Consider the following 19,073-nt stretch of genomic DNA (forward strand, 5'->3'; position numbering starts at 1 on the left):
TTCCATGTACGCCACTCTAGAACAAGCCCTGCTTGATTTGGAAAGAGCAGGGCTTTTGAAACGCATCCACGACGAGGTGGATCCGAACCTGGAAATGGCCGAAATGGCACGAATCGCCTTTGAAAAGGGCGGGCCAGCCCTGCTGTTTGAGAATGTGAAAGGCAGCAAGTTCCCGGCGGTGGCAAACCTTTACGGCACGCAGCAGCGCATGGACTTCCTGTTCCGGGACACCCTGGAATGTACCAAGGCCGCCGTGCTGTTCAAGTCGAATCCCGTAGATTTTTTCAAGCACCCCCACCTCGGGAACCTGATACTGGCGGCAAAAGCCGGACTCCACAGTTTGCCCGTTCAAAACGGAAGCTTGGCCGACTTCGAAGAATGCTCCCTGCAAGACTTGCCGCAAATCAAGTGCGCCCCCGATGACGGCGGAGCATTCCTTACATTACCCCAAGTGGCAAGCCGCCCAGGCAAAAGCGCAAGCGTCATGACCACGAACTTGGGCATGTACCGTATCCAGATTTCCGGCAACGAATACAGCCCCGACGAATGCGGACTCCATTACCAGATCAAGCGGGACATCGCCAGGCATCACCAGAAAGCGATAGAAGAAGGCCGCCCGCTAAAGGTCAGCATTTTCTTGGGAGGGCCGCCGGCACACACCATCGCCGCCATCATGCCCATGCCCGAGAACCTGTCGGAACTGCTTTTCGCTGGGATGCTCTCCGGCCGAAGGTTCCGCTATTTTGTCCATAACGGTTACTTCGTTTCTAGCGACGCGGACTTCTGCATCTTGGGAGAGATGGCGCCGGACTTGAAACCGGAAGGCCCCTTCGCAGACCATGTGGGTTATTACTCCGGAAAGCACCTGTTCCCCTATCTGAAGGTAAAGAAGGTCCTCTGCAAAAAGAACGCCATCTACCCCTTTACCGTAGTAGGCCGCCCGCCGCAAGAAGACACCCTTTTCGGGAATTTCATCCACAAGGTGACAAAGCCCATGGTGCCTGCCTCTTTGCCGGGAGTCCACGCCGTACATGCCGTAGATGCGGCGGGCGTGCACCCGCTTTGCCTCGCCCTTGGCTCGGAAAGTTTCAGGCCTTACGTAAAGCCCGAAGAACGGGAGCCCATGGAGCTTTTGAAGACGGCAAACGCCCTGCTAGGATTTAACCAGGTGAGCCTTACCAAGTACCTGATGATTGCCGCCAAAGAGGACAATCCAAAGCTGGACGTGAACAAGATCCCGGAGTTTTTCGGCCACGTTCTAGAACGAATGCGCACGGACAGGGATTTGCACTTTCAGACAGAAACTACCACGGACACGCTGGACTACACGGGCAGCTCCTTAAATCACGGCTCCAAGCTGGTCATTGCCGCCGCAGGGCCCAAGATTCGCGACCTGCGAAACGATACCGCCGACCTGCAGAGCCTACATCTGCCAGCTGCCTTTACCGATGCCAAAATTGTAATGCCTGGAGTCGTTGTGCTGAAATGGAACAGCGGCATGGCGGAATCCTTCAAGAGCGGACTTGCCGCTTTGCGGGATTCCCTTGCGAAATGGAATTTCCGCGAGAACTACCCATGGGTAAGCGTCGTAGATGACACCTCTACATTGGGCATAGATAATCCGCAAGCCAACCTTCAAGATTTCTTGTGGCTGACCTTTACCCGGTCAGATCCGGCCCGAGATTTATACGGTCTGAACGAGCGTTACGTCCACAAGCACTGGGCCTGCGAGGCCCCCCTGATCGTGGACGCCCGAATCAAGCCCCACCACCAGAAAGCCATTACCTTCGACAAAGCCGTCAGGGAATCGGCCCTAAAAAAACTGCAGGGCATTTTGTAGGAGCAACCGTGTCCAGGACTTTGCGCAACATTTTGAATGTTTGGACAATCCTAGCAACGACGCTGGCCGTTTCTGCCTTTGCCCACGGGCGGTGCGGCACCATGCAGGCAGTAGAAAGTTGGATAGAGAACAAGGGAAAGGTCACGACTGCAGCAACAACCACGCAGGGTTCCTGCGAAGTCGAGGATTACTACGACTCCGTCTATTCCAAGACCACCTCCCATTTCCAGATTTTCTATGTACTGAACGGGCCTCATGCCGCTACGGAAAAATTCGTAGACAGCCTGGCCGTCAACCTGGAAAAAGCCTGGAACCTGCATGTTACAAAAAATAAAATGTTGGTTCCAAAAGGCAGGGACACCACCGTCCATTACCAAAAGCCCGTTAAGTCCGGACTCTACGGAGTCGAAGTCTTGGAGCTGAACCTTGTCCGCAATCCCAAAACCATTCACGGCAGCTCCGGTTTTTGCGAAGAATGCTTTGCCGTCACGAATTTCTCCGGCAGAAACAACTGGCAGACTTCGGAGCTTATGATTGACAACGATTTTATGGTCGTTGACTTGTTCAATCCCGAATACGCCAGCCTGGATGTAGGCGGAAAGAAATGCAAATACTGGAAATCCACAAAGCCGATTATCCATGCCACCGAAAAATATTCCTACGCCGAAAAATGGGACAAGGCCATCCGCGTCACGGCATTCCACGAACTGTACCACGCCATCCAGGTCCGCTACCTGAGCCCTTACGAGCACATGAATTTCTGGTTCGAGGCGTCTGCCACTGGCATGGAAGAGGTGGGGGCCCCCGAAGTGAACGACTATGTCCGTTATATTCCAGAGTTCCTGGATCAGACCGGAACCCCGATTGACCAAAATACGGCCATCTACGGAGCCTCCCTCTTTTTCCTGTACCTTCACAACCGTGTAGATTCCCTCTTTGACAAATCCATCTGGGAAAACTTCTCCAAAAATCCTGAAGGTTCTTTCCGGCAACAGTACGCAAGCGCTGTCGAGGCCCGCAAGAAGAATCCGCAAGACGTTTTTCAAGACTTTGCGGAGCGCCTCGCCTATTCCGGCAAGAACAGCAAGGCCGTAGATTCCAGCGCCTGGTTTTCTGCGGATCAGCCTCTCTGGAAAACGGTTCCCTACATTTATAGCACCGAAGGATTCAGGCCCGATTCCTCCATATTCTCCTACAATTACTACGGAGCCGGTTTCCCGAATCTTGAAAACTATGCCGGCAAGGCTTCTGTGCTGCTGTTCAAGGACGGCCATGCCAGCCTGCGGAAAATCTCTAGCATAAACACCCTGGATTCACTGCGAACCGAAAGCTTCGCCGCCGATTCCATCATCTGGATTTTCAGCCGTTTCGAGAATCCCTCTCCCCTGCCCGGGAAGCTTGCCTCAAAACCCCTGCGGGCCTACCCCACCCCCTGGCGGCACGGGAACCTTTGTTTTGCTCCACTGCCTCTGGACAAGAAATTCATCGAAATCCGTAACCGCAGGGGCGACCTGATTTTCCGGGAAAAATATAACAGCGAGACCCACTGCCTAGACGAAAGCTTTATAAAATCAAAGATGGTTCCCGGTGTTTACCGCTATAGGGCGGGCTCCAGCGGCAAAACCAAGGATTTAATGATTATCTATTAATGCCTAATTTCTAAATTTGAACGCGATGACTATAGACGAAATCGAAAAGGAACTGCGGAAAGACGCACAGGAACTTGTAAAGCGGGAACCCCTTTCCCGCCTGATGCTAGAAGAACAAATCCTGAGCCGCAAGAATTTTGCGGAAATGCTTTCGGTAACGCTTGCCTGTCAGCTGGCAGGAGAAGTCATTGACCGGGCTGAACTGGAAAAGATTTTCAACGAACTGTACGTCAAGCATCCGGAACTTTTGGACGATGCCGTACACGATTTGCGGGCCACCGTACTTCGCGACCCCGCCTGCACCGGATATCTGGAACCGCTTCTTCTTTTCAAGGGTTTTCAGGGTCTACAAGCCTACCGCGTAGCACATGTGCTCTGGGAAGAAGACCGGCAGTTCCCGGCCAAGATGCTCCAGAACATCATCAGCCGCAAGTTCGGTATGGATTTTCACCCGGCGGCAAAGATTGGCCACGGAATTCTCGTGGACCACGCCACCAATATCGTCATCGGTGAAACCGCTGTAGTCGGGAACAACGTGAGCTTTTTGCATGGAGTGACCCTGGGCGGAACCGGCAACGAAGTCGGAGACCGACACCCGAAAATCGGGAACGGCGTGATGCTTGGAGCCCACGCACAGCTTTTAGGGAACATCCACATCGGCGACTGCGCAAAGATTGGCGCCGGAGCGGTAGTGCTGACCGACGTGCCGCCTCACACCACTTACGCAGGGGTCCCTGCCGTAGAAGTAGGCCACCCCGACGACGAAACGCCCAGCTTCAACATGCAGCAGGACTTTACCCGGGACTGCAGGTAGTGGCCAGAACAAAGTCGGACAAGATCAAGTTTATCGGGGAAAAGCTGGACGAACTTTTCCCGAACCCGCCCATTCCGCTGGATTTCAAAAGCCCATACACGTTACTGGTGGCGGTAGTGCTCAGCGCCCAGTGTACCGACGTACGGGTAAACCAGGTAACCAAGGTTCTTTTCAAGGAAGCCAGCACTCCTTCCGCCATGGTCAAGCTGGGCGTAAAACGCATCGCCGAAATCATCAAGCCCTGCGGATTTTTCAACACCAAGAGCGTAAACATTTTCAACCTGTCCAAGACCCTGGTAGAAAAATACAAGGGGAAAGTCCCCTGCACCTTCGAAGAACTGGAAGCCCTGCCCGGCGTAGGCCACAAGACCGCAAGCGTGGTCATGAGCCACGCCTACAAGATTCCCGCATTCCCGGTGGATACGCATATCCACCGTCTGGCAGAGCGCTGGGGACTAAGCGACGGCAGTAGCGTTGAACAAACCGAAAAAGACCTGAAGAAAATCTTCCCCGAAAACGAATGGGAAAAACGCCACCTGCAGATTATCTACTACGGACGAACCTATTGCAAGGCCCGTGGCCACAAGGTGGAAAACTGCCCTATATGTGCGACCATTCGTGCTAAATTCGGAAACAGTGTCGCAAAAGCTAAAACTTGAAGTTTCTAATCCATTCTCGCTGGTGGAATACGGACACACCTGCCTGAGCTAGCTTGCGGGCGATTTTTTTGCCGGCGTCGGTGGCCATCTTTTCTTCCATGGGATAAATCCCGACACGGCCCAAGTCCAGACGGTCTGCGTCAAAGCAGGTATCTACGGTAATATCTCCGGTTTGCCGCTCCGTGGTATGGAGACGACAAGCCCTGCGGAGTTTTTCTAGTCGATCAGCGTCTAGTTCAAGCCTTTTTTCTGCAATACAACGGTCTATAAACTCCACCGCACGAGGGCCATGTTCTCCATCGTAGGCATCGTCCATTCGCCTGCAGTCATGGAACAGGGCAAAAAGCCGAACCACCGTAATGTCCGCCCCCGTCTTGGAAGCCAGCAACAGCCCATTGAACTCCACCTGATGCCAATGTTCCAGCCCATGGTAAGCGGAATCGTACAGGCGTTCCGCAAAGGCGTAGTCAAGAAGTCCGGTAAAGTCAAGCATGGGTTAGGGGTTAGGATTTAGGGGCTAGGATCTAGGGGTTAGAATCTAGGGGCTAGGATCTAGGGAGATGTAAAGTGTGAGATTAGTAATGAGTTTTCAGTTATGAGTTGTGAGGCTTAGGGTTCGGGGTTCGAGGCTTGTGTAGGTTCCATAAATTTACCTACATTTCTGTCAAATGTCCACCGTTATCCTTTTCAACAAGCCCTACGGAGTGCTGAGCCAGTTCACTCCCGAGGCCGGCCACCCCGCCCTGGACACCTTCGGATTCCCGGCCGGTGTTTATGCGGCTGGCAGGCTGGACCACGACAGCGAAGGGGCCCTGCTCCTGACGGACAACGGCAAACTCATCAAGAAACTTCTAGATCCGGAATTCGAACACCCCCGGACCTACCTAGCCCAGGTCGACGGGCAAATTACCGAAGAGGCCATCGGGCAACTACAAAAGGGCGTCACCATCAAGGGATACCGTACCAAGCCCTGCAAGGCCGAAATTGCCACCGAGCCGGACTGGCTCTGGCCTCGCAACCCGCCGGTGCGGTTTCGGGCAAACATACCCACCAGCTGGGTGCAGCTGACTCTTATCGAGGGCAAGAACCGTCAGGTGCGGCATATGACCGCCGACGTCGGGTTTCCGACGCTCCGATTAATCCGTATAAAAATCGGAAACATCGCCCTTGGTGATTTACAACCCGGACAGTGGCGAAAAATCACGACTCCTATTCTAAGGTAACCTTTTCCCAGGCCTTACTTTCCTTGAAAAGTCCAAGGATTTCCCCGTCCAAGTCACCCGCTTTCACCATGCTTTCCAAAATGGAAAATGCCTTTTCTATAGGCATTGGCCTCTTGTAAGGGCGGTCCTTTGCCGTCAGGGCTTCAAAAATATCCAAGATGGTCAATAGGCGGACTTCTTTTGGAATCTGCTCGCCGCTCAAATGGTACGGATAGCCCCGTCCACTTAAAAGTTCATGATGTTCAGAGGCCCATATCGGCACGTGACAATATTCGTTAGGGAACTGAATTTGGTCAAGGATTCTCCCGGTCACAACCGCATGGCTCTGGATAACGGCACGTTCCCTGTCATTCAGCGTTCCTTTTCGGATAGAAAGATTTTCAATTTCTTCTTCCGTTAAAATAGGCTTTTCTTCGCCGCTTTCATCACGGTACTTTTCCACCATGATTTTTTTCAGAAGTTCCAGTTTTTCATCGGGAACAAACTCTGCACGATTGATGCGACGAATTTCGTCCAAAGCAACATCCCGATCCTTCTTGCGGGCTTCCTTTTCTTCGGCGGTAATTTCTCCGCGGTATACGGCAATTTCATCCAGCAGGGAAATCTTGACAAACCGGTCCTCGATTACCTTCATCTGGGCGCCCAGTTTACTTTCTTTGTCCATGATTTCTAGAGGCACGGCAAGCTTACCTACATCGTGAAGCCAGACACTCATGAGAAAACTGCGGCGACGAGATTCCTCAAATTTCCAAGGATGGTCCGTCTTGTCCAACCAGTCCAAAAAACTTTCAGCAATCTGGACCATGTTACGGGTATGGTTTGCCGTATAAGAAGATCGTTCGTCGATAGCCTGAGAAAGAGTCCGGACTACGGAGTCCAACAACCGTTGGGTCTGTTCTGCGGCGCGAGCCCTCTGCTCTACAAATTCCGTCACATCTCCAATCACCACAATGACCCCAACCTTCTTCCCATTTTCACGAAGAATGGAGGCAATCATGTGCAATTGGATGATTTTTCCATTGGCACAGTATGGAACAAGGCCTTCATGTACAGCGCCATCCTTGTCATAAATAGCATCCATAATGGTCTGGTTGAACTCGTCATTGAGTTCAGACTCAAAGAAGGCGGACACCACGGACTTGCCTTCTAGCTGGTCCCTTGTTTTTTTGAGAATCATCTCTGTGGCGTTGTTCACATAGCTGATGACACCTTCGCAATTGACGGCAATCACCCCTTCCATCATGTCCTTGACGATGATGTCACTAATTTGTGAATGAATTTTTCCTTCCATAACCAGACCCGACTCACTTTAAGCTAAAAGGCCTTTTTTACCACGATGTCTACTAGTCCACCCTGCAGGGCCACCACCACGTCATCGGCCAGATTTGCCACAATGGACTTTTCCAGTTCGTCCCAAGTTTCACCCTTAGCCTTTTTAGCGCCTTCACGGTAAGCATTCAGGGTCCACAGAGGGTCGGCAAGGCTGACCACCGAGGGTGTTCCCGGGATATAGAAAGTTTCGGACATACTGGCGCTTCTTTCGTAATCAACCAACATAAACTCAGCAGCCAGGCGAATTTTGGCCATAATACCTACGGCAGCGGCATTGGTCTTGGATGTCGAAACATCCAACAACTTTTCACGGCGTTCCGCGGTCAGGAGTTGGTTCGGGCGCAAGGTCACATGAAGTTCAAAACTCTTACCTTCGCTTTCTACCCAGAACTTGCCTTCTGAAAAACGAAGCAGTGCCGGAAGCATTTCCACTAACTCTTCGGCCAGCAGGCGAAGACGGTAGGTTTCCTTCTTGTCCAGTTCCCTATAGGCGGCAGACTTGGCCGTTTCTTTTAGTATGGTTTTAAGGTCGGTGGCATTGACGGAAAGCTCGCAAACATCGGATTTCATGGGAACCCTCTCTAATATAAAACAACACCTTAAAAATAACATTCCTCAAAAGAAAAACAATTCATTTTTCATACACAACGGGCAAATCGGGAATTTTTGTTTATATTCCCTTATGGAGGTGTATATGGGTTTTTCAAAAAACAGCTACTTTAGTCGCTTTTGGCGTTACTTTATCCTGGCCGGGGTTTCTTTTTCCTTTGCCCAAGATGTTTTCATCACGGTGGACCAGTTCGGTTACCGCCCCTCGGCAAAGAAGGTTGCCGTGCTCCGGTCCCCAGAAAAAGGCTTTGACGCCTCCCTTTCCTACACCCCCGGATCCACCATGGAAGTGGTAGATTCTGCTACATCGAAGGTGGTATTTTCAGGCGCCCCCGTCGCCTTTCAAGAAGGAGCCATCGACACGGCCTCGGGCGACAAAATCTGGTGGTTCGACTTTTCCAGTGTCACTACGCCCGGCACCTACTATGTGCGGGACAAGTCAGACAACCTTAAGCAATCCTTCTATTTTCGTATCAAGGAAGACGTTTACAACGACATTTTGAAGGCCGCCATGCGCATGATGTTCTACCAGCGGGTCGGCATGGCAAAAGAGGCCAAGTACGCAGGCAAGGAATGGGCAGATGCCATCAACCACGATCAGGACAAGCACGCCCGCCTGTTTACAGATAGCACGAATGCCTCTACCGAACGAGATGTAAGCGGAGGCTGGTTCGATGCTGGCGACTTCAACAAGTACACCATCTGGAACGGCAACTATATCGAGATGCTCTTGCGAGCCTATCTAGAAAAACCAAGGGCCTTTACCGACGACTACAACATCCCCGAATCCGGGAACGGCATCCCCGATATCCTGGACGAGGTCAAGTGGGGCATGGATCACCTGCTCCGCATGCAGAATACAGACGGTTCCGTCCTCTCTGTCGTCGACGAAGATCACGTCTCGCCGCCCTCGGCCGCAAAAGGGCGAAGCTACTACGGAGCGCCCAACGCCATGTCGGCCTACTCCGCCGCCAAGGCTTTCGCCCTGGGTTCAATCGTTGCCGACAAGCGTGGGAATACCACCTATGCTGCCACACTGAAAGATGCCGCCCAACGCGCATTCAAATGGGCAGAGGCTCACCCGGATTCCATGTTCTACAACAACAAAGCCGAATATGGAACCAAGGACCTGGCTGCAGGCCAACAAGAAATCGACACCAACTATGTAACAGGAGCACGCTTCGTAGTAAAAGTAGCCGCAGACTTTGCCATGTACGAAATGACCGAAGACCCCAAGTACCTAAAGCGTTTCGAAGGCGCAACCGACAGTCTACCCCTAATGCGCCAGTACGGCAGCTGGGCCCTGGACCAATACCGCATCGCCCACGACCTACTCTACCTGCTTTACCTGGGGTATAAAGACGCCAACGCAGAAACAAAGAGTCTTGTACAAGAGCGTTTCGTGTCGGTATTCAAGGCTAGCAACTACATCGTCGATGGATTAGGCAAGGACGGTTACCGGGCCTACATTCGGGACTACAACTGGGGTTCCAACTCTGCCAAGGCATCGAGCGGACTTCTCTACGAAAAAATGGAGAACCACGATGCCGCCGAAGACTACCTGCACTACCTGCACGGCGTAAACCCCTTCGGCATGGTGTACCTTTCCAACATGGGCATCTATGGGGCAGAAAAAAGCGTCACCGCCTTTTACCATGGCTGGTTTAATGACGAAAATCCTGCGCCCGGATACCTGGTAGGAGGCGCCAACTCCCGCTACACCTGGGCGGATTGCTGCAAGCAATACGATGCCGACCATACGGCAAAAGGCTGTGGAAGCGCAAGCAACAACGCCCTCTGCTATGCGATTTCTATCCCTGTAGGGGAACCCCACGAAAAGATGTACAGCAACATCAACAGTGGCTGGCCCATCGACTCCTGGGAACTCACGGAACCGAGTCTCGGCTACCAGACCTACTACATCCGCTTGATTTCCCATTTCGTTCAAGAAAAGGGCGTGGACATCGGCGAAAAATTTCCAAGCGCCATCAAGAAGCCCGTAATGACATCGAAAAGCCATTCTGCTTTCGACGTCACTTCCATACACAATGCTCTTCTGATAAGCTCGCCGCAAGAAGCCCCCATCAACATCTGCATTTTCAACATGCAGGGCAACAAGGTAAAAACAGTACAAGTAAGCATCCGCGGGACTCAAAAAGTATCGCTTGAAGCACTACCTCAAGGCTACTACATCGCCCGCATCACTAACGGGAATGCCACAAAGAGCATTCTTATCGCCATTAGGTAACACTTAAGCGTTTTGTTATGACAAAAATCCCGCCGGTTATTCCGACGGGATTTTTCTTTTGGCCAGGTTCCTTCGGCCTCTGGCCTCAGGATGACAATTCGGGATTAGAGCAAGTCCTTAGAGAAGATCCTTAAAGAAATCGTTGCCCTAATGAGACTCCGTATTTGGCTACCGCTAAAAAAACATACGATGCCAAATACTCCGCGCTACTACGGCTCGTTAAGACGAGCCGCATCCGCTTGGCGCAAGGGCAACGTCCTTAGAGAAGATCCTTAAAGAAATCGTTGCCCTTGTCATCCACCAGGATGAACGCCGGGAAATCCTTGATGGTAATCTTCCTTATGGCTTCCATGCCCAGTTCCGGGAAGGCCACGATGTCGTTGCTCAAAATGTTCTGTTCGGCAAGGATAGCCGCCGGGCCGCCGATGGAGCCCAGATAGAAGCCGCCGTATTTGTGGCAAGCGTCGGTCACGTCCTGGCTGCGGTTGCCCTTCGCCACCATAATCATGGAAGCACCCTTGCTCTGGAAGCGCATCACGTAGGGATCCATGCGGCCGGCGGTCGTGGGTCCGAAGCTTCCGGTGGGCATGCCTTCCGGAGTCTTGGCAGGGCCGGCGTAGTAAATCGGGTGGTTGCTCACCACTTCGAGCACGGTCTTCTCGATATCGGTAAGGGCCTCGCCCTTTTCCTGCTTGTCGAAGATTTCGGCAATCTTCGCGTGAGCCATGTCGCGGGCCACAATCATGGTGCCCTTCAGGTTCAGGCGGGTCTTCACCGGATACTTGGTAAGCTCGGCAAGCACGTCCTTCATGGGACGGTCAAGGTCAATTTCTACCGCCGGGGCCATGTTCACGGCATCGCCCTTGGGCAGGTACTGTTCCGGATGGTGTTCCATCTTCTCGAGCCAGAGGCCGTTCTCGTCGATCTTCGCCTTGATGTTGCGGTCTGCAGAGCAAGAGACACCGATGGAGACCGGGCAGCTTGCCGCATGGCGCGGGCAGCGGATCACGCGCACATCGTGCACAAAATACTTGCCACCGAACTGGGCGCCAATGCCCGTCTTCTGGCAGATGTGCAGAACCTTTTCTTCCATCTCCACGTCGCGGAACATGCGTCCGCCTTCGGAACCCGTAGTCGGAAGGTCGTCCAGGTAGCCGCAGCTGGCCAGTTTCACTGTGTGGGTGTTCATTTCGGCAGAAGTTCCACCAATCACAATGGCCAGGTGGTACGGGGGGCATGCCGCCGTACCGAGGGTTTTTACTTTGTCCGAAATAAACTTCTCAAGAGACTTGGGGTTGAGGAGCGCCTTGGTCATGGGCCAGTAGTAAGTCTTGTTGGCAGAGCCGCCGCCCTTGGCGACGAACAGGAACTTGAGGTCCGCGCCCTCTTCGGCGTGGATGTCAATCTGGGCGGGCAAGTTGCAGGCCGTGTTCTTCTCCTCGTACATGGTGAGGGGGGCAATCTGGCTGTAGCGCAGGTTCTTGCCGGTGTAGGCGTTGTAAATACCTTCAGAAATCGCCTTCGCGTCGTCGGCGCCGGTCCAGACCTGCTGGCCCTTGTGGCAAATACAGATGGCAGTGCCGGTGTCCTGGCAGAACGGGAGGATTCCCTTGGCGGCCACGCAGGCGTTCTTCAAAAGCGTGAGGGCCACGAACTTGTCGTTGTCCGATGCCTCCGGGTCCTGCAAAATCTTTGCCACCTTCTGGGTGTGGGCCGGGCGGAGCCGAAAACTCACTTCCTCGAACGCCGCCTGGGCAATCTTGGTCAGCGCCTCGGGGGCGACCTTCAAAATCTTCTTGCCTTCGAACTCGGCGACAGAAATGCCGTCCTTGCCGAGGTTCACGTATTCAGTCTTGTCTTCGCCGTGCTGCACGGTCGCTTCGTATTTGAATGCCATAGTAGTTTAGGGGTTAGGGGTTAGGATCTAGGGGTTAGCGGTTACGGGGAAAGCCTTCCCCTCGGTGGCACGTTGTTGCCACCTACCCTTTCTAGCGGGCTTCAATCGCCAGCCCGCAACGCCTGGCTTACAGTTCATATATTACAAGATAAAATTTCCATGCCCAAGTGGAGCGTTTTCGGCTTTTTTAGGCCGCAATAATCAGCAAAAAAGCGACAAAAGGATAAAAAAAGCGGACAAAATGATTTTTTTTGAAAAAAAGTGAGCAAATCGGACAAAGAAGTGCTATTTTTAGAGCGTTAAAGTTTAAACATAGAGAGGATTACTATGAAGATTAAGAATCTGTTGCTGGCAACCATGCTGGCTTCTGCCGTTGCCTTTGCAGCTGATGCCGCAAAGCCTGCCGCCGCAGCCCCCGCTGCCGCTCCCGCAAAGACCGAAGCCGCAGCACCGGCTGCTGCTCCTGCCCCGGCTGCTGAAGCCGCTGCTCCCGCAGCTGCTGCCCCTGCTGAAGCCGCACCGGCACCCGCTGCCGAAGCTGCTCCTGCTGCCGCTCCTGCTGAAGCCGCTGCCGCTCCTGCCGCAGCCCCTGCTGATTCTGCTGCTCAGCCTGCTCCCGCTGCCGCACCCGCCGAAGCCGCTGCCGCCCCTGCTGATTCTGCCGCTCAGCCTGCTGAAGCAGCCGCTCCCGCCGACTCCGCTGCCGCCGCTCCGGCTGAAGCCGTAGCCGCCGCAGATACCGCCAAGGCCGACTCCGCCGAAGTGCTGGAAGCCAAGACCGAAGAAGCTCCGGTTGACAGCGCCGCCCTCGCCCAGTCCGAAGCCGACAAGAAGGCCGCCGAAGAAACCGCCAAGGCCGAGGCCGCCGCTCAGCCCGCCGAAGCAAGCGCTTCTGCCAAGTCCTCCATCATGGAAAACCCCTGGGAATTCCTGATCGTGTCTGCCGCCTTCGTGGCATCCGTGCTGGTGATTATCTTCACCGGGGACTGATACTGACCGCTCGTTCGTCTTTTTGAGCGAAGTTCCTCCGGAATCTCACTCGCTCTCGCAACCGCCCCAGTTTAATAACTGGGGCTTTGTTGCTCACCGAAGCGACAGTTCTAGTTTTATCTAAGGATTAAAAAGCCTGACCTTAGGTCGGGCTTTTTTTGTTTGCTGTCATGCCCGCGAATGCGGGCATCTCCGATACTTCGGGCTTACTTCGCCTTGGCACTCCTACGGAGTGCAAGCTCCCCGCCTCGGTCACTGGAGCAAGTTACTTTGATGCCTTCGGCATCCGCCCGCTACGGTTCAGGGATGACGAAAACCCTGTTTTCTCATCCCTGCCCCTCGCAGGCACTTGCTCCTGCGACACTCGGCTTATTTCGCTTTTTTCATAATCTGCTTGAGCATGGAGTTGAGCTTGCCGATCTGGACGGGGGCGGCGGGCTTTTTCGGCTGCTGGCCCGGGCGTTCCTTACCGGCAATCTTGTTCTTCAAGTCAGCGATGGTAGCGTGGCCCTGGATGCCCCCCTGGGGGCGTCCGCCGCGGTTATCGCGGCCGCGGCCACCGAAACCGCCCTTTGGTCCGCCGACACGCTGGCCGCGAGGGCCACTCACGCCCGCACCGGCAACACCGTCGGTAGATTCCTGCTTCATGGAAAGGCTGATACGCTTCTGGTTTGCATCTACGGCCACCACGCGGACCTTCACGATGTCGCCCACCGTCAAGGCCTCCTTGGCGTCGGCAATGAACTTGTCGCTGATTTCGGACACGTGCACCAGGCCGTCCTGATGGACACCGATATCCACGAAGGCACCGAAGTTCGCCACATTGGTCACCACGCCTTCCATCCAGCTTCCCGTCACCAGGTCGTTGATGGTCTTGATGCGGTCATCGAACTTGGCGTAACGGAATTCCTTACGGGGGTCGCGGCTGGGCTTCTGGAGTTCCTTCAGAATGTCGTCCAGGGTAGCCTTGCCCACCTCGTCGGAGAGGAACTCTTCCAGGTTGATGGCCTTCACCGCTTCGGCGTTGCCCACCATGTCCTTCACGGAGACTCCGGCCTTTTCGGCCATCTTCTCCACCAGGGCGTAGTTTTCGGGGTGCACGGCGGAATCGTCCAGCGGGTTTTCCGCGCCGGGGATACGCATAAAACCTGCGGCCTGTTCAAAAGCCTTGGGGCCAAAGCCCTTCACGTTCTTCAGGGATTCGCGGCTGGCGTAAGCACCGTTTTCTTCGCGATACTTCACTATGGCTTCGGAAAGGGTGCTGCTCAGGCCTGCCACGTGGGAAAGGAGCGGAGCAGAAGCGCTGTTCACATCCACGCCCACCATGTTCACGCAGCTTTCCACCACTTCGTCCAGGCGCTTCTTCAGTTCGCGCTGGTTCACGTCGTGCTGGTACTGGCCCACACCAATGGACTGGGGGTCCACCTTCACCAGTTCAGCCAGGGGGTCCTGCAGACGACGACCAATGGAAATGGCTCCACGGGTGGTCACGTCCTCTTTCGGGAATTCCTGGATGGCAATCATGCTGGCGCTATAGACAGAAGCACCGGCCTCGCTCACAATGACGCGGGGCGGAACCTTGCCCTTGAACTTCAGGGCCATCTCGCCACAGAAGGCGTCGGTCTCGCGGCTTGCGGTACCGTTACCGATGGCAATCAGGTCAATCTTGTACTTGTCGATAAGCTGCATCAGGTAGACGCAGGCGCCGGCCTTGTCGTTCTTGGGTTCGTGGGGGTAAATCACGCCATGGTCCATGAACTTGCCGTTCTCGTCCAGAACAGCCACCTTGCAACCGGTACGGAAACCAGGGTCCAGGGCGAGTACCGCCTTGTGGCCAGCGGGGGCGGCCAGCAAAACGTCTTGCAGGTTCTTGCTGAACACCTTGAAGGCCTCCTCTTCGGCGGCGTCCTTCAAAAGCAGGCGCACTTCGCTTTCCATGCTGGGCTGCAACAGGCGTTCCCAGGCGTCCTGGCACATGTCTTCCAGGTAGGGCTTCCATACGGAATCCTTCTTGATGACCTGGGACTTCAGGTAGCCCACCAACTCCTCGGTAGGCACTTCGATAGAAAGGCGGAGCACCTTTTCCTTTTCGCCGCGGCGGAGCGCCAGCATACGGTGGCTCGGAATCTTGGAAACGGGTTCGCTGAAGTCGTAGTAGTCCTTGAACTTGGTCTCCTGCTTTTCGAAATCCTTCTTGACCTTGCTAACCATGACGCCCTTCTTTTCCATCTGGGCGCGGAGGTACTGGCGGAATTCAGTATTGTCGGCCACTTCTTCGGCCAAGATGTCGGCTGCACCCTTGAGGGCGGCCTTCGGGTCGGCCAGGCCCTTTTCTTCGGAGAGGTAGATGCGGGCGATTTCTTCGGCGGTATTGCTGGTGTCTTCCTGTTCCCACATCAGGCGGGCGAGCGGTTCCAGGCCAAGTTCCTTGGCGATGGTGGCGCGGGTACGCTTCTTGGGCTTGTAGGGGGCGTAAATGTCTTCCAACAGGGTCTTGTCCTTGCAGGCCTCGATCTGGGCCTTCAGTTCGGGGGTAAGCTTGCCCTGTTCCTCGATGCTCTTGAGGATTGTCTCCTTGCGGTCGGTCAATTCCTGCAGGTAGTCGCGACGGTGGCTGATGTCGCGGAGTTCAATTTCGTTCAGGGTTCCCGTCTGGTCCTTGCGGTAACGGGCGATAAAGGGGATAGTGCCCCCCTGGTCCATGAGTTCCAGGGCCTTGGCCACGCGCCAAGTTTCAAGTTTCAGCTCTTCAGCAATAATGGCAGAAAAATCCATAATTCATTTTCCGATTGGAGGGTCCTAGTCTTCCGAAAAGGCCCTAAGTTAAACGACCCGGCGGCGTCTGCCGCAGGGCACCCTCGCGGGTCTGTTGAATATAGTAAAAGGTCACCTCAAAAAGGGAATTTTTAGGCTCTAATGGCGGCCAGAAGGTCTCGGTTTCGGGGCCGAGGTGGTGCGGGACCTGGGAGCCGGCTGGCTGATGGAGCCGCCCTGGTTCCTGGAATCGTAACGACGGTTGTCGTAGCGTCTGGAATCGTCGTCACTGTCCACGTAACGGGTCGGGAGCCTTTCCGGTTCAATACCGCCCGGGCCCGGAGCTGGCCGCCTTGCCGCAGGGGCCGAAGGGCTAGCCGCAGGGTAAGACTGGGGAGCAGGCGCCGTCATCACACGGGTGGCAGGTGCAGGAGCTACGCGTGTAGCCGGAGCAGGAACCGTCGACATTCTGGCTCCAGAGGGGGCCGGTGCCACCCGTACCGCAGGAGCGGGAGCCACACGGCTGGCGGGCGCCGGAGCGGGCCTTCTCGGAGGCGGGCTGTTAAAGTGGTGGGGCGGACGGTAGCGCCTCGGGTGCCGGGGAATCGGCCGATGGGCATACCAGCGGGTATCCCGTACGTAGATGACGCGGGGGCCCCAGTCTATCCAGCAGGAACCCCAACCCCACTCGCCGAACCAGGTGCCCAGCCACACGCCGGAACCGTAATAGACACGGGTGTAGCCGTCATAACGCACGTAATAGACCACGCGGGGGTTATAGACCGGCACGTAAACGTATTCCTTCTGCACTGGGTAGATGGTGATGTTGTCGCCGGTCTCCACCTTCACCTGTTCATTTGTCTTCAAGTGTCCGTAGTCGTAGGCCTTCTGGCGCATGCGCTGCACCGCCTCCATCACGTCTTCTTTCTGGTTGGTGACGGCATCGCCCAGCTGGTCAGTCCAAGTGCGGTACTTGCTCATCATGGAAAGCACCGACGGGAACGGCAAAAGCGCCTGCACGCTGGGGTCATAGGGCAGGTTCGCCTCCTCGATGGCATTGGCGAGGGTCTCCCCCTTCAGGTTCTTGTGGGATTCCGCCCACAGGGCGGCGGGGGCAATCTGATTTCCGTAGGTAGAAGCGTCCAGCACCTGCACCAGCAGCGGGTCAGGGTAAAGGGCGATGTTTGCCACCAGGGTATCCAGCTCCGAAGTAGAGTAGTTGGCCTGGGCAAAGCCCGAAACACCAAGGCAAAGGACCAGCGCGGCCATCACATTCAGCAATCTTGAAAACAACCTGTCCACGGGAACCTCCTTTGCTGTTCTCGTTAAATATACAAATTTCGTTTCTATTTCTTGAACCTCCATCACACAACAACCCCTAACGCCGTTTTTTTATATATTTACCCATATAGCAGTCAGTCCCGCTGACAGCGATAAATTCCGGGCGGGTAGTTCAACTCTCTGCTTGACGCCGTCCTCCCTTTGCAGGCGCGACATGCCCGCGATTCGAGGACAGGAACCCTATGGGGAGGCCGGCCCCTGGCGATCAACGTAGAGCACCCCCACGTTTTGTGGGATTCCCAATCTGTCATCAACAGGTTTGTGGACCGGTGTTCTGCGTTTCTACACACATGCTCCTGTTTGCAAACCACAAAATTTTCACAGGAGTTCTCAAATGACTATCAAGCCTTTTGACGATCTGGACATTACGGACCCGATTATGTTCGGGCTCGTATTCAGCAACACCCATATTGCCAAGCCCTTTATCGAGCACCTGCTCGGCATCGAAATCGACCACCTCGAAACCCCAACCCCAGAAGCCGTGCTGAGCTATGATGCGGAGCACAAGGGCGTCCGCTACGATGTATTCGCACGGGAAACAAACGAAAACGGAGAAACGATTCGCTCTTTTGACTTGGAGATGCAGATGGTCGACACCAAGGAACTCCCACAACGAGCACGGTATTACCAGAGCGTATGCGATGGCGTTGCACTCTCGAAGGGAGATTTCTACACCAGCCTCAGGGAACAGCATGTCATATTTCTGTGCCCAATGGACATTTTTAACCACGGATATCCCGTTTACCACTTCGAGAACCGAGCCCGAGAGAATCCCGACATCACTTTGGGGGATCTTTCTTATAAGAATTTTTATATATTTACAAGGTACGAGCAGTTTAAGGATTCGGTCGTCAGGGCGTACATGAAATACTTTGCGACCAGGCGTGCGGACTCCAACGAAACCCAAAACATCAACAGCCAAGTCGCCTTCTACAAGACCGACACATTCATAAGGAACAAATACATGACTTACGAATACGATCTCCACGAAAGCAAAGAAGCGGGAAAGTGGGAAATGGTGGACGCAATGCTCGCTAATGATATCCCCGTTGAAAAAATCGCTACTATTTCCGGTTTTTCCAAAGAAGATATTCTCAAGCGCAGTGCTGCTTCAGCAAAGTAATATTCTCAAGCCGAAAACCATCAACAGCCAAGTCGCCTTCTACAAAACCGATACATTCATAAGGAACAAATACATGACTTACGAATATGATCTCCACGAAAGCAAGGAAGCGGGAAGAGCCGAAGGAAAAGCCGAGGGGATGACCGAAAAAGCCCGCGAAATGGCGCGAGGGTTGCGTGATGACGGAGTTTCCCTGGAAATCATTTCCCGTCGTTCGGGGCTTTCCATCGAAGAAATCAAAGCCCTCTAACCAAGGCTATTTCAACCCCATTTTAAAAAGCGACCTCCGGATGGAAGTCGCTTTTTGCAATGAAGTCTAGTGAATTTACAGACTCACAACCGCCAGCTCCGCACGGGCAGTTTTTTTGAGGGGTGGAGCAGATTATTCGGCCTGTGGGCCTCAGATTATTCTAGATGGCGGGTCCCTTCGACTGCGCTCAGGGCAGGCTCTGCCCGCCATGACGTTGACGTGTGCCTTACGGGGTTTTACAGAAACCCACGCGGCTCAACCACGCCATTTCGCACAAGTGCGCTTGGCGTGGCGCTCGCCTTACGGGGTTTTACAGAAACCCTTGCGGCTCGGTAAAACCATTT

At 54.3% G+C, this 19,073-nt stretch carries 15 protein-coding genes; 9 read left to right on the plus strand and 6 right to left on the minus strand.

What is annotated here, in order from left to right:
- The first annotated feature begins 4 nt into the window (after window positions 1–4).
- Genes IKB43_09875 through nth form a run of 4 tightly spaced genes read left to right on the plus strand, consistent with a single transcriptional unit; the run spans window position 5 to window position 4,962 of the window.
- On the plus strand, window positions 5–1,840 hold the full coding sequence (locus IKB43_09875; protein ID MBR2470432.1) for a UbiD family decarboxylase: 1,836 nt from the start codon (window positions 5–7) through the stop codon (window positions 1,838–1,840).
- An 8-nt stretch (window positions 1,841–1,848) separates the two neighbouring features.
- Window positions 1,849–3,489, plus strand: coding sequence for a hypothetical protein (locus tag IKB43_09880; protein MBR2470433.1), 1,641 nt, complete (start codon window positions 1,849–1,851; stop codon window positions 3,487–3,489).
- Between the two features lie 25 nt (window positions 3,490–3,514).
- Window positions 3,515–4,303: a serine O-acetyltransferase gene (gene cysE / locus IKB43_09885; GenBank protein ID MBR2470434.1), complete on the plus strand. Its 789-nt coding sequence runs from the start codon at window positions 3,515–3,517 to the stop codon at window positions 4,301–4,303.
- The gene (gene nth / locus IKB43_09890) at window positions 4,303–4,962 is read left to right on the plus strand and encodes an endonuclease III (GenBank protein ID MBR2470435.1); all 660 of its coding nucleotides are present in this window, start codon (window positions 4,303–4,305) and stop codon (window positions 4,960–4,962) included. The genes cysE and nth overlap by 1 nt, the downstream gene beginning before the upstream one ends.
- Here the strand turns inward: nth and IKB43_09895 are convergent.
- Window positions 4,952–5,455, minus strand: coding sequence for a hypothetical protein (locus IKB43_09895; protein ID MBR2470436.1), 504 nt, complete (start codon window positions 5,453–5,455; stop codon window positions 4,952–4,954). The two genes, nth and IKB43_09895, sit on opposite strands and share 11 nt — an antisense overlap.
- A gap of 175 nt (window positions 5,456–5,630) precedes the next feature.
- On the opposite strand from IKB43_09895, the gene IKB43_09900 reads away from it, so the two are divergent.
- A complete protein-coding gene (locus IKB43_09900) occupies window positions 5,631–6,185 on the plus strand; it encodes a pseudouridine synthase (protein MBR2470437.1) in 555 nt (184 codons plus the stop codon).
- Here IKB43_09900 and IKB43_09905 read toward each other — a convergent pair.
- Window positions 6,172–7,476 carry a PAS domain S-box protein gene (locus IKB43_09905; GenBank protein MBR2470438.1) on the minus strand — a complete coding sequence of 435 codons (1,305 nt, stop codon included), beginning with the start codon at window positions 7,474–7,476 and terminating at the stop codon, window positions 6,172–6,174. The two genes, IKB43_09900 and IKB43_09905, sit on opposite strands and share 14 nt — an antisense overlap.
- Before the next feature lie 23 nt (window positions 7,477–7,499).
- On the minus strand, window positions 7,500–8,087 hold the full coding sequence (locus IKB43_09910) for a hypothetical protein (protein ID MBR2470439.1): 588 nt from the start codon (window positions 8,085–8,087) through the stop codon (window positions 7,500–7,502).
- A 124-nt stretch (window positions 8,088–8,211) separates the two neighbouring features.
- On the opposite strand from IKB43_09910, the gene IKB43_09915 reads away from it, so the two are divergent.
- On the plus strand, window positions 8,212–10,374 hold the full coding sequence (locus IKB43_09915; GenBank protein MBR2470440.1) for a glycoside hydrolase family 9 protein: 2,163 nt from the start codon (window positions 8,212–8,214) through the stop codon (window positions 10,372–10,374).
- Window positions 10,375–10,633: 259 nt separating this feature from the next.
- Here IKB43_09915 and IKB43_09920 read toward each other — a convergent pair whose 3' ends face one another.
- Window positions 10,634–12,271: a fumarate hydratase gene (locus tag IKB43_09920; GenBank protein MBR2470441.1), complete on the minus strand. Its 1,638-nt coding sequence runs from the start codon at window positions 12,269–12,271 to the stop codon at window positions 10,634–10,636.
- A gap of 327 nt (window positions 12,272–12,598) precedes the next feature.
- On the opposite strand from IKB43_09920, the gene IKB43_09925 reads away from it, so the two are divergent.
- Window positions 12,599–13,261 carry a hypothetical protein gene (locus IKB43_09925; GenBank protein MBR2470442.1) on the plus strand — a complete coding sequence of 221 codons (663 nt, stop codon included), beginning with the start codon at window positions 12,599–12,601 and terminating at the stop codon, window positions 13,259–13,261.
- 369 nt (window positions 13,262–13,630) lie between these two features.
- Here the strand turns inward: IKB43_09925 and IKB43_09930 are convergent, their stop codons facing one another.
- Together IKB43_09930 and IKB43_09935 are read right to left on the minus strand one after the other, a co-directional pair.
- A complete protein-coding gene (locus IKB43_09930; protein MBR2470443.1) occupies window positions 13,631–16,036 on the minus strand; it encodes an RNA-binding transcriptional accessory protein in 2,406 nt (801 codons plus the stop codon).
- Window positions 16,037–16,174: 138 nt separating this feature from the next.
- On the minus strand, window positions 16,175–17,317 hold the full coding sequence (locus IKB43_09935) for a DUF3300 domain-containing protein (protein ID MBR2470444.1): 1,143 nt from the start codon (window positions 17,315–17,317) through the stop codon (window positions 16,175–16,177).
- Window positions 17,318–17,690: 373 nt separating this feature from the next.
- Here IKB43_09935 and IKB43_09940 point away from each other — a divergent pair, with 373 nt between their 5' ends.
- Both IKB43_09940 and IKB43_09945 read left to right on the plus strand, forming a co-directional pair.
- Window positions 17,691–18,479 (plus strand): PD-(D/E)XK nuclease family transposase, encoded by a 789-nt coding sequence (locus IKB43_09940; protein MBR2470445.1) that lies wholly within the window; start codon window positions 17,691–17,693, stop codon window positions 18,477–18,479.
- Window positions 18,460–18,729, plus strand: coding sequence for a hypothetical protein (locus IKB43_09945; protein ID MBR2470446.1), 270 nt, complete (start codon window positions 18,460–18,462; stop codon window positions 18,727–18,729). The genes IKB43_09940 and IKB43_09945 overlap by 20 nt, the downstream gene beginning before the upstream one ends.
- Window positions 18,730–19,073 lie beyond the last annotated feature (344 nt).

The sequence above is a fragment of the Fibrobacter sp. genome (genome assembly GCA_017503015.1).
GTDB lineage: Bacteria > Fibrobacterota > Fibrobacteria > Fibrobacterales > Fibrobacteraceae > Fibrobacter.

What these genes read in the sequence shown, in the direction of transcription:
- IKB43_09875 (MBR2470432.1), top strand. Translation starts at nt 5, where the DNA reads ATGTACGCCACTCTAGAACAAGCCCTGCTTGATTTGGAAAGAGCAGGG.
- cysE (MBR2470434.1), top strand. Translation starts at nt 3,515, where the DNA reads ATGACTATAGACGAAATCGAAAAGGAACTGCGGAAAGACGCACAGGAA.
- IKB43_09895 (MBR2470436.1), bottom strand. Translation starts at nt 5,455, where the DNA reads ATGCTTGACTTTACCGGACTTCTTGACTACGCCTTTGCGGAACGCCTG.
- IKB43_09900 (MBR2470437.1), top strand. Translation starts at nt 5,631, where the DNA reads ATGTCCACCGTTATCCTTTTCAACAAGCCCTACGGAGTGCTGAGCCAG.
- IKB43_09905 (MBR2470438.1), bottom strand. Translation starts at nt 7,476, where the DNA reads ATGGAAGGAAAAATTCATTCACAAATTAGTGACATCATCGTCAAGGAC.
- IKB43_09910 (MBR2470439.1), bottom strand. Translation starts at nt 8,087, where the DNA reads ATGAAATCCGATGTTTGCGAGCTTTCCGTCAATGCCACCGACCTTAAA.
- IKB43_09915 (MBR2470440.1), top strand. Translation starts at nt 8,212, where the DNA reads ATGGGTTTTTCAAAAAACAGCTACTTTAGTCGCTTTTGGCGTTACTTT.
- IKB43_09920 (MBR2470441.1), bottom strand. Translation starts at nt 12,271, where the DNA reads ATGGCATTCAAATACGAAGCGACCGTGCAGCACGGCGAAGACAAGACT.
- IKB43_09925 (MBR2470442.1), top strand. Translation starts at nt 12,599, where the DNA reads ATGAAGATTAAGAATCTGTTGCTGGCAACCATGCTGGCTTCTGCCGTT.
- IKB43_09930 (MBR2470443.1), bottom strand. Translation starts at nt 16,036, where the DNA reads ATGGATTTTTCTGCCATTATTGCTGAAGAGCTGAAACTTGAAACTTGG.
- IKB43_09940 (MBR2470445.1), top strand. Translation starts at nt 17,691, where the DNA reads ATGACTATCAAGCCTTTTGACGATCTGGACATTACGGACCCGATTATG.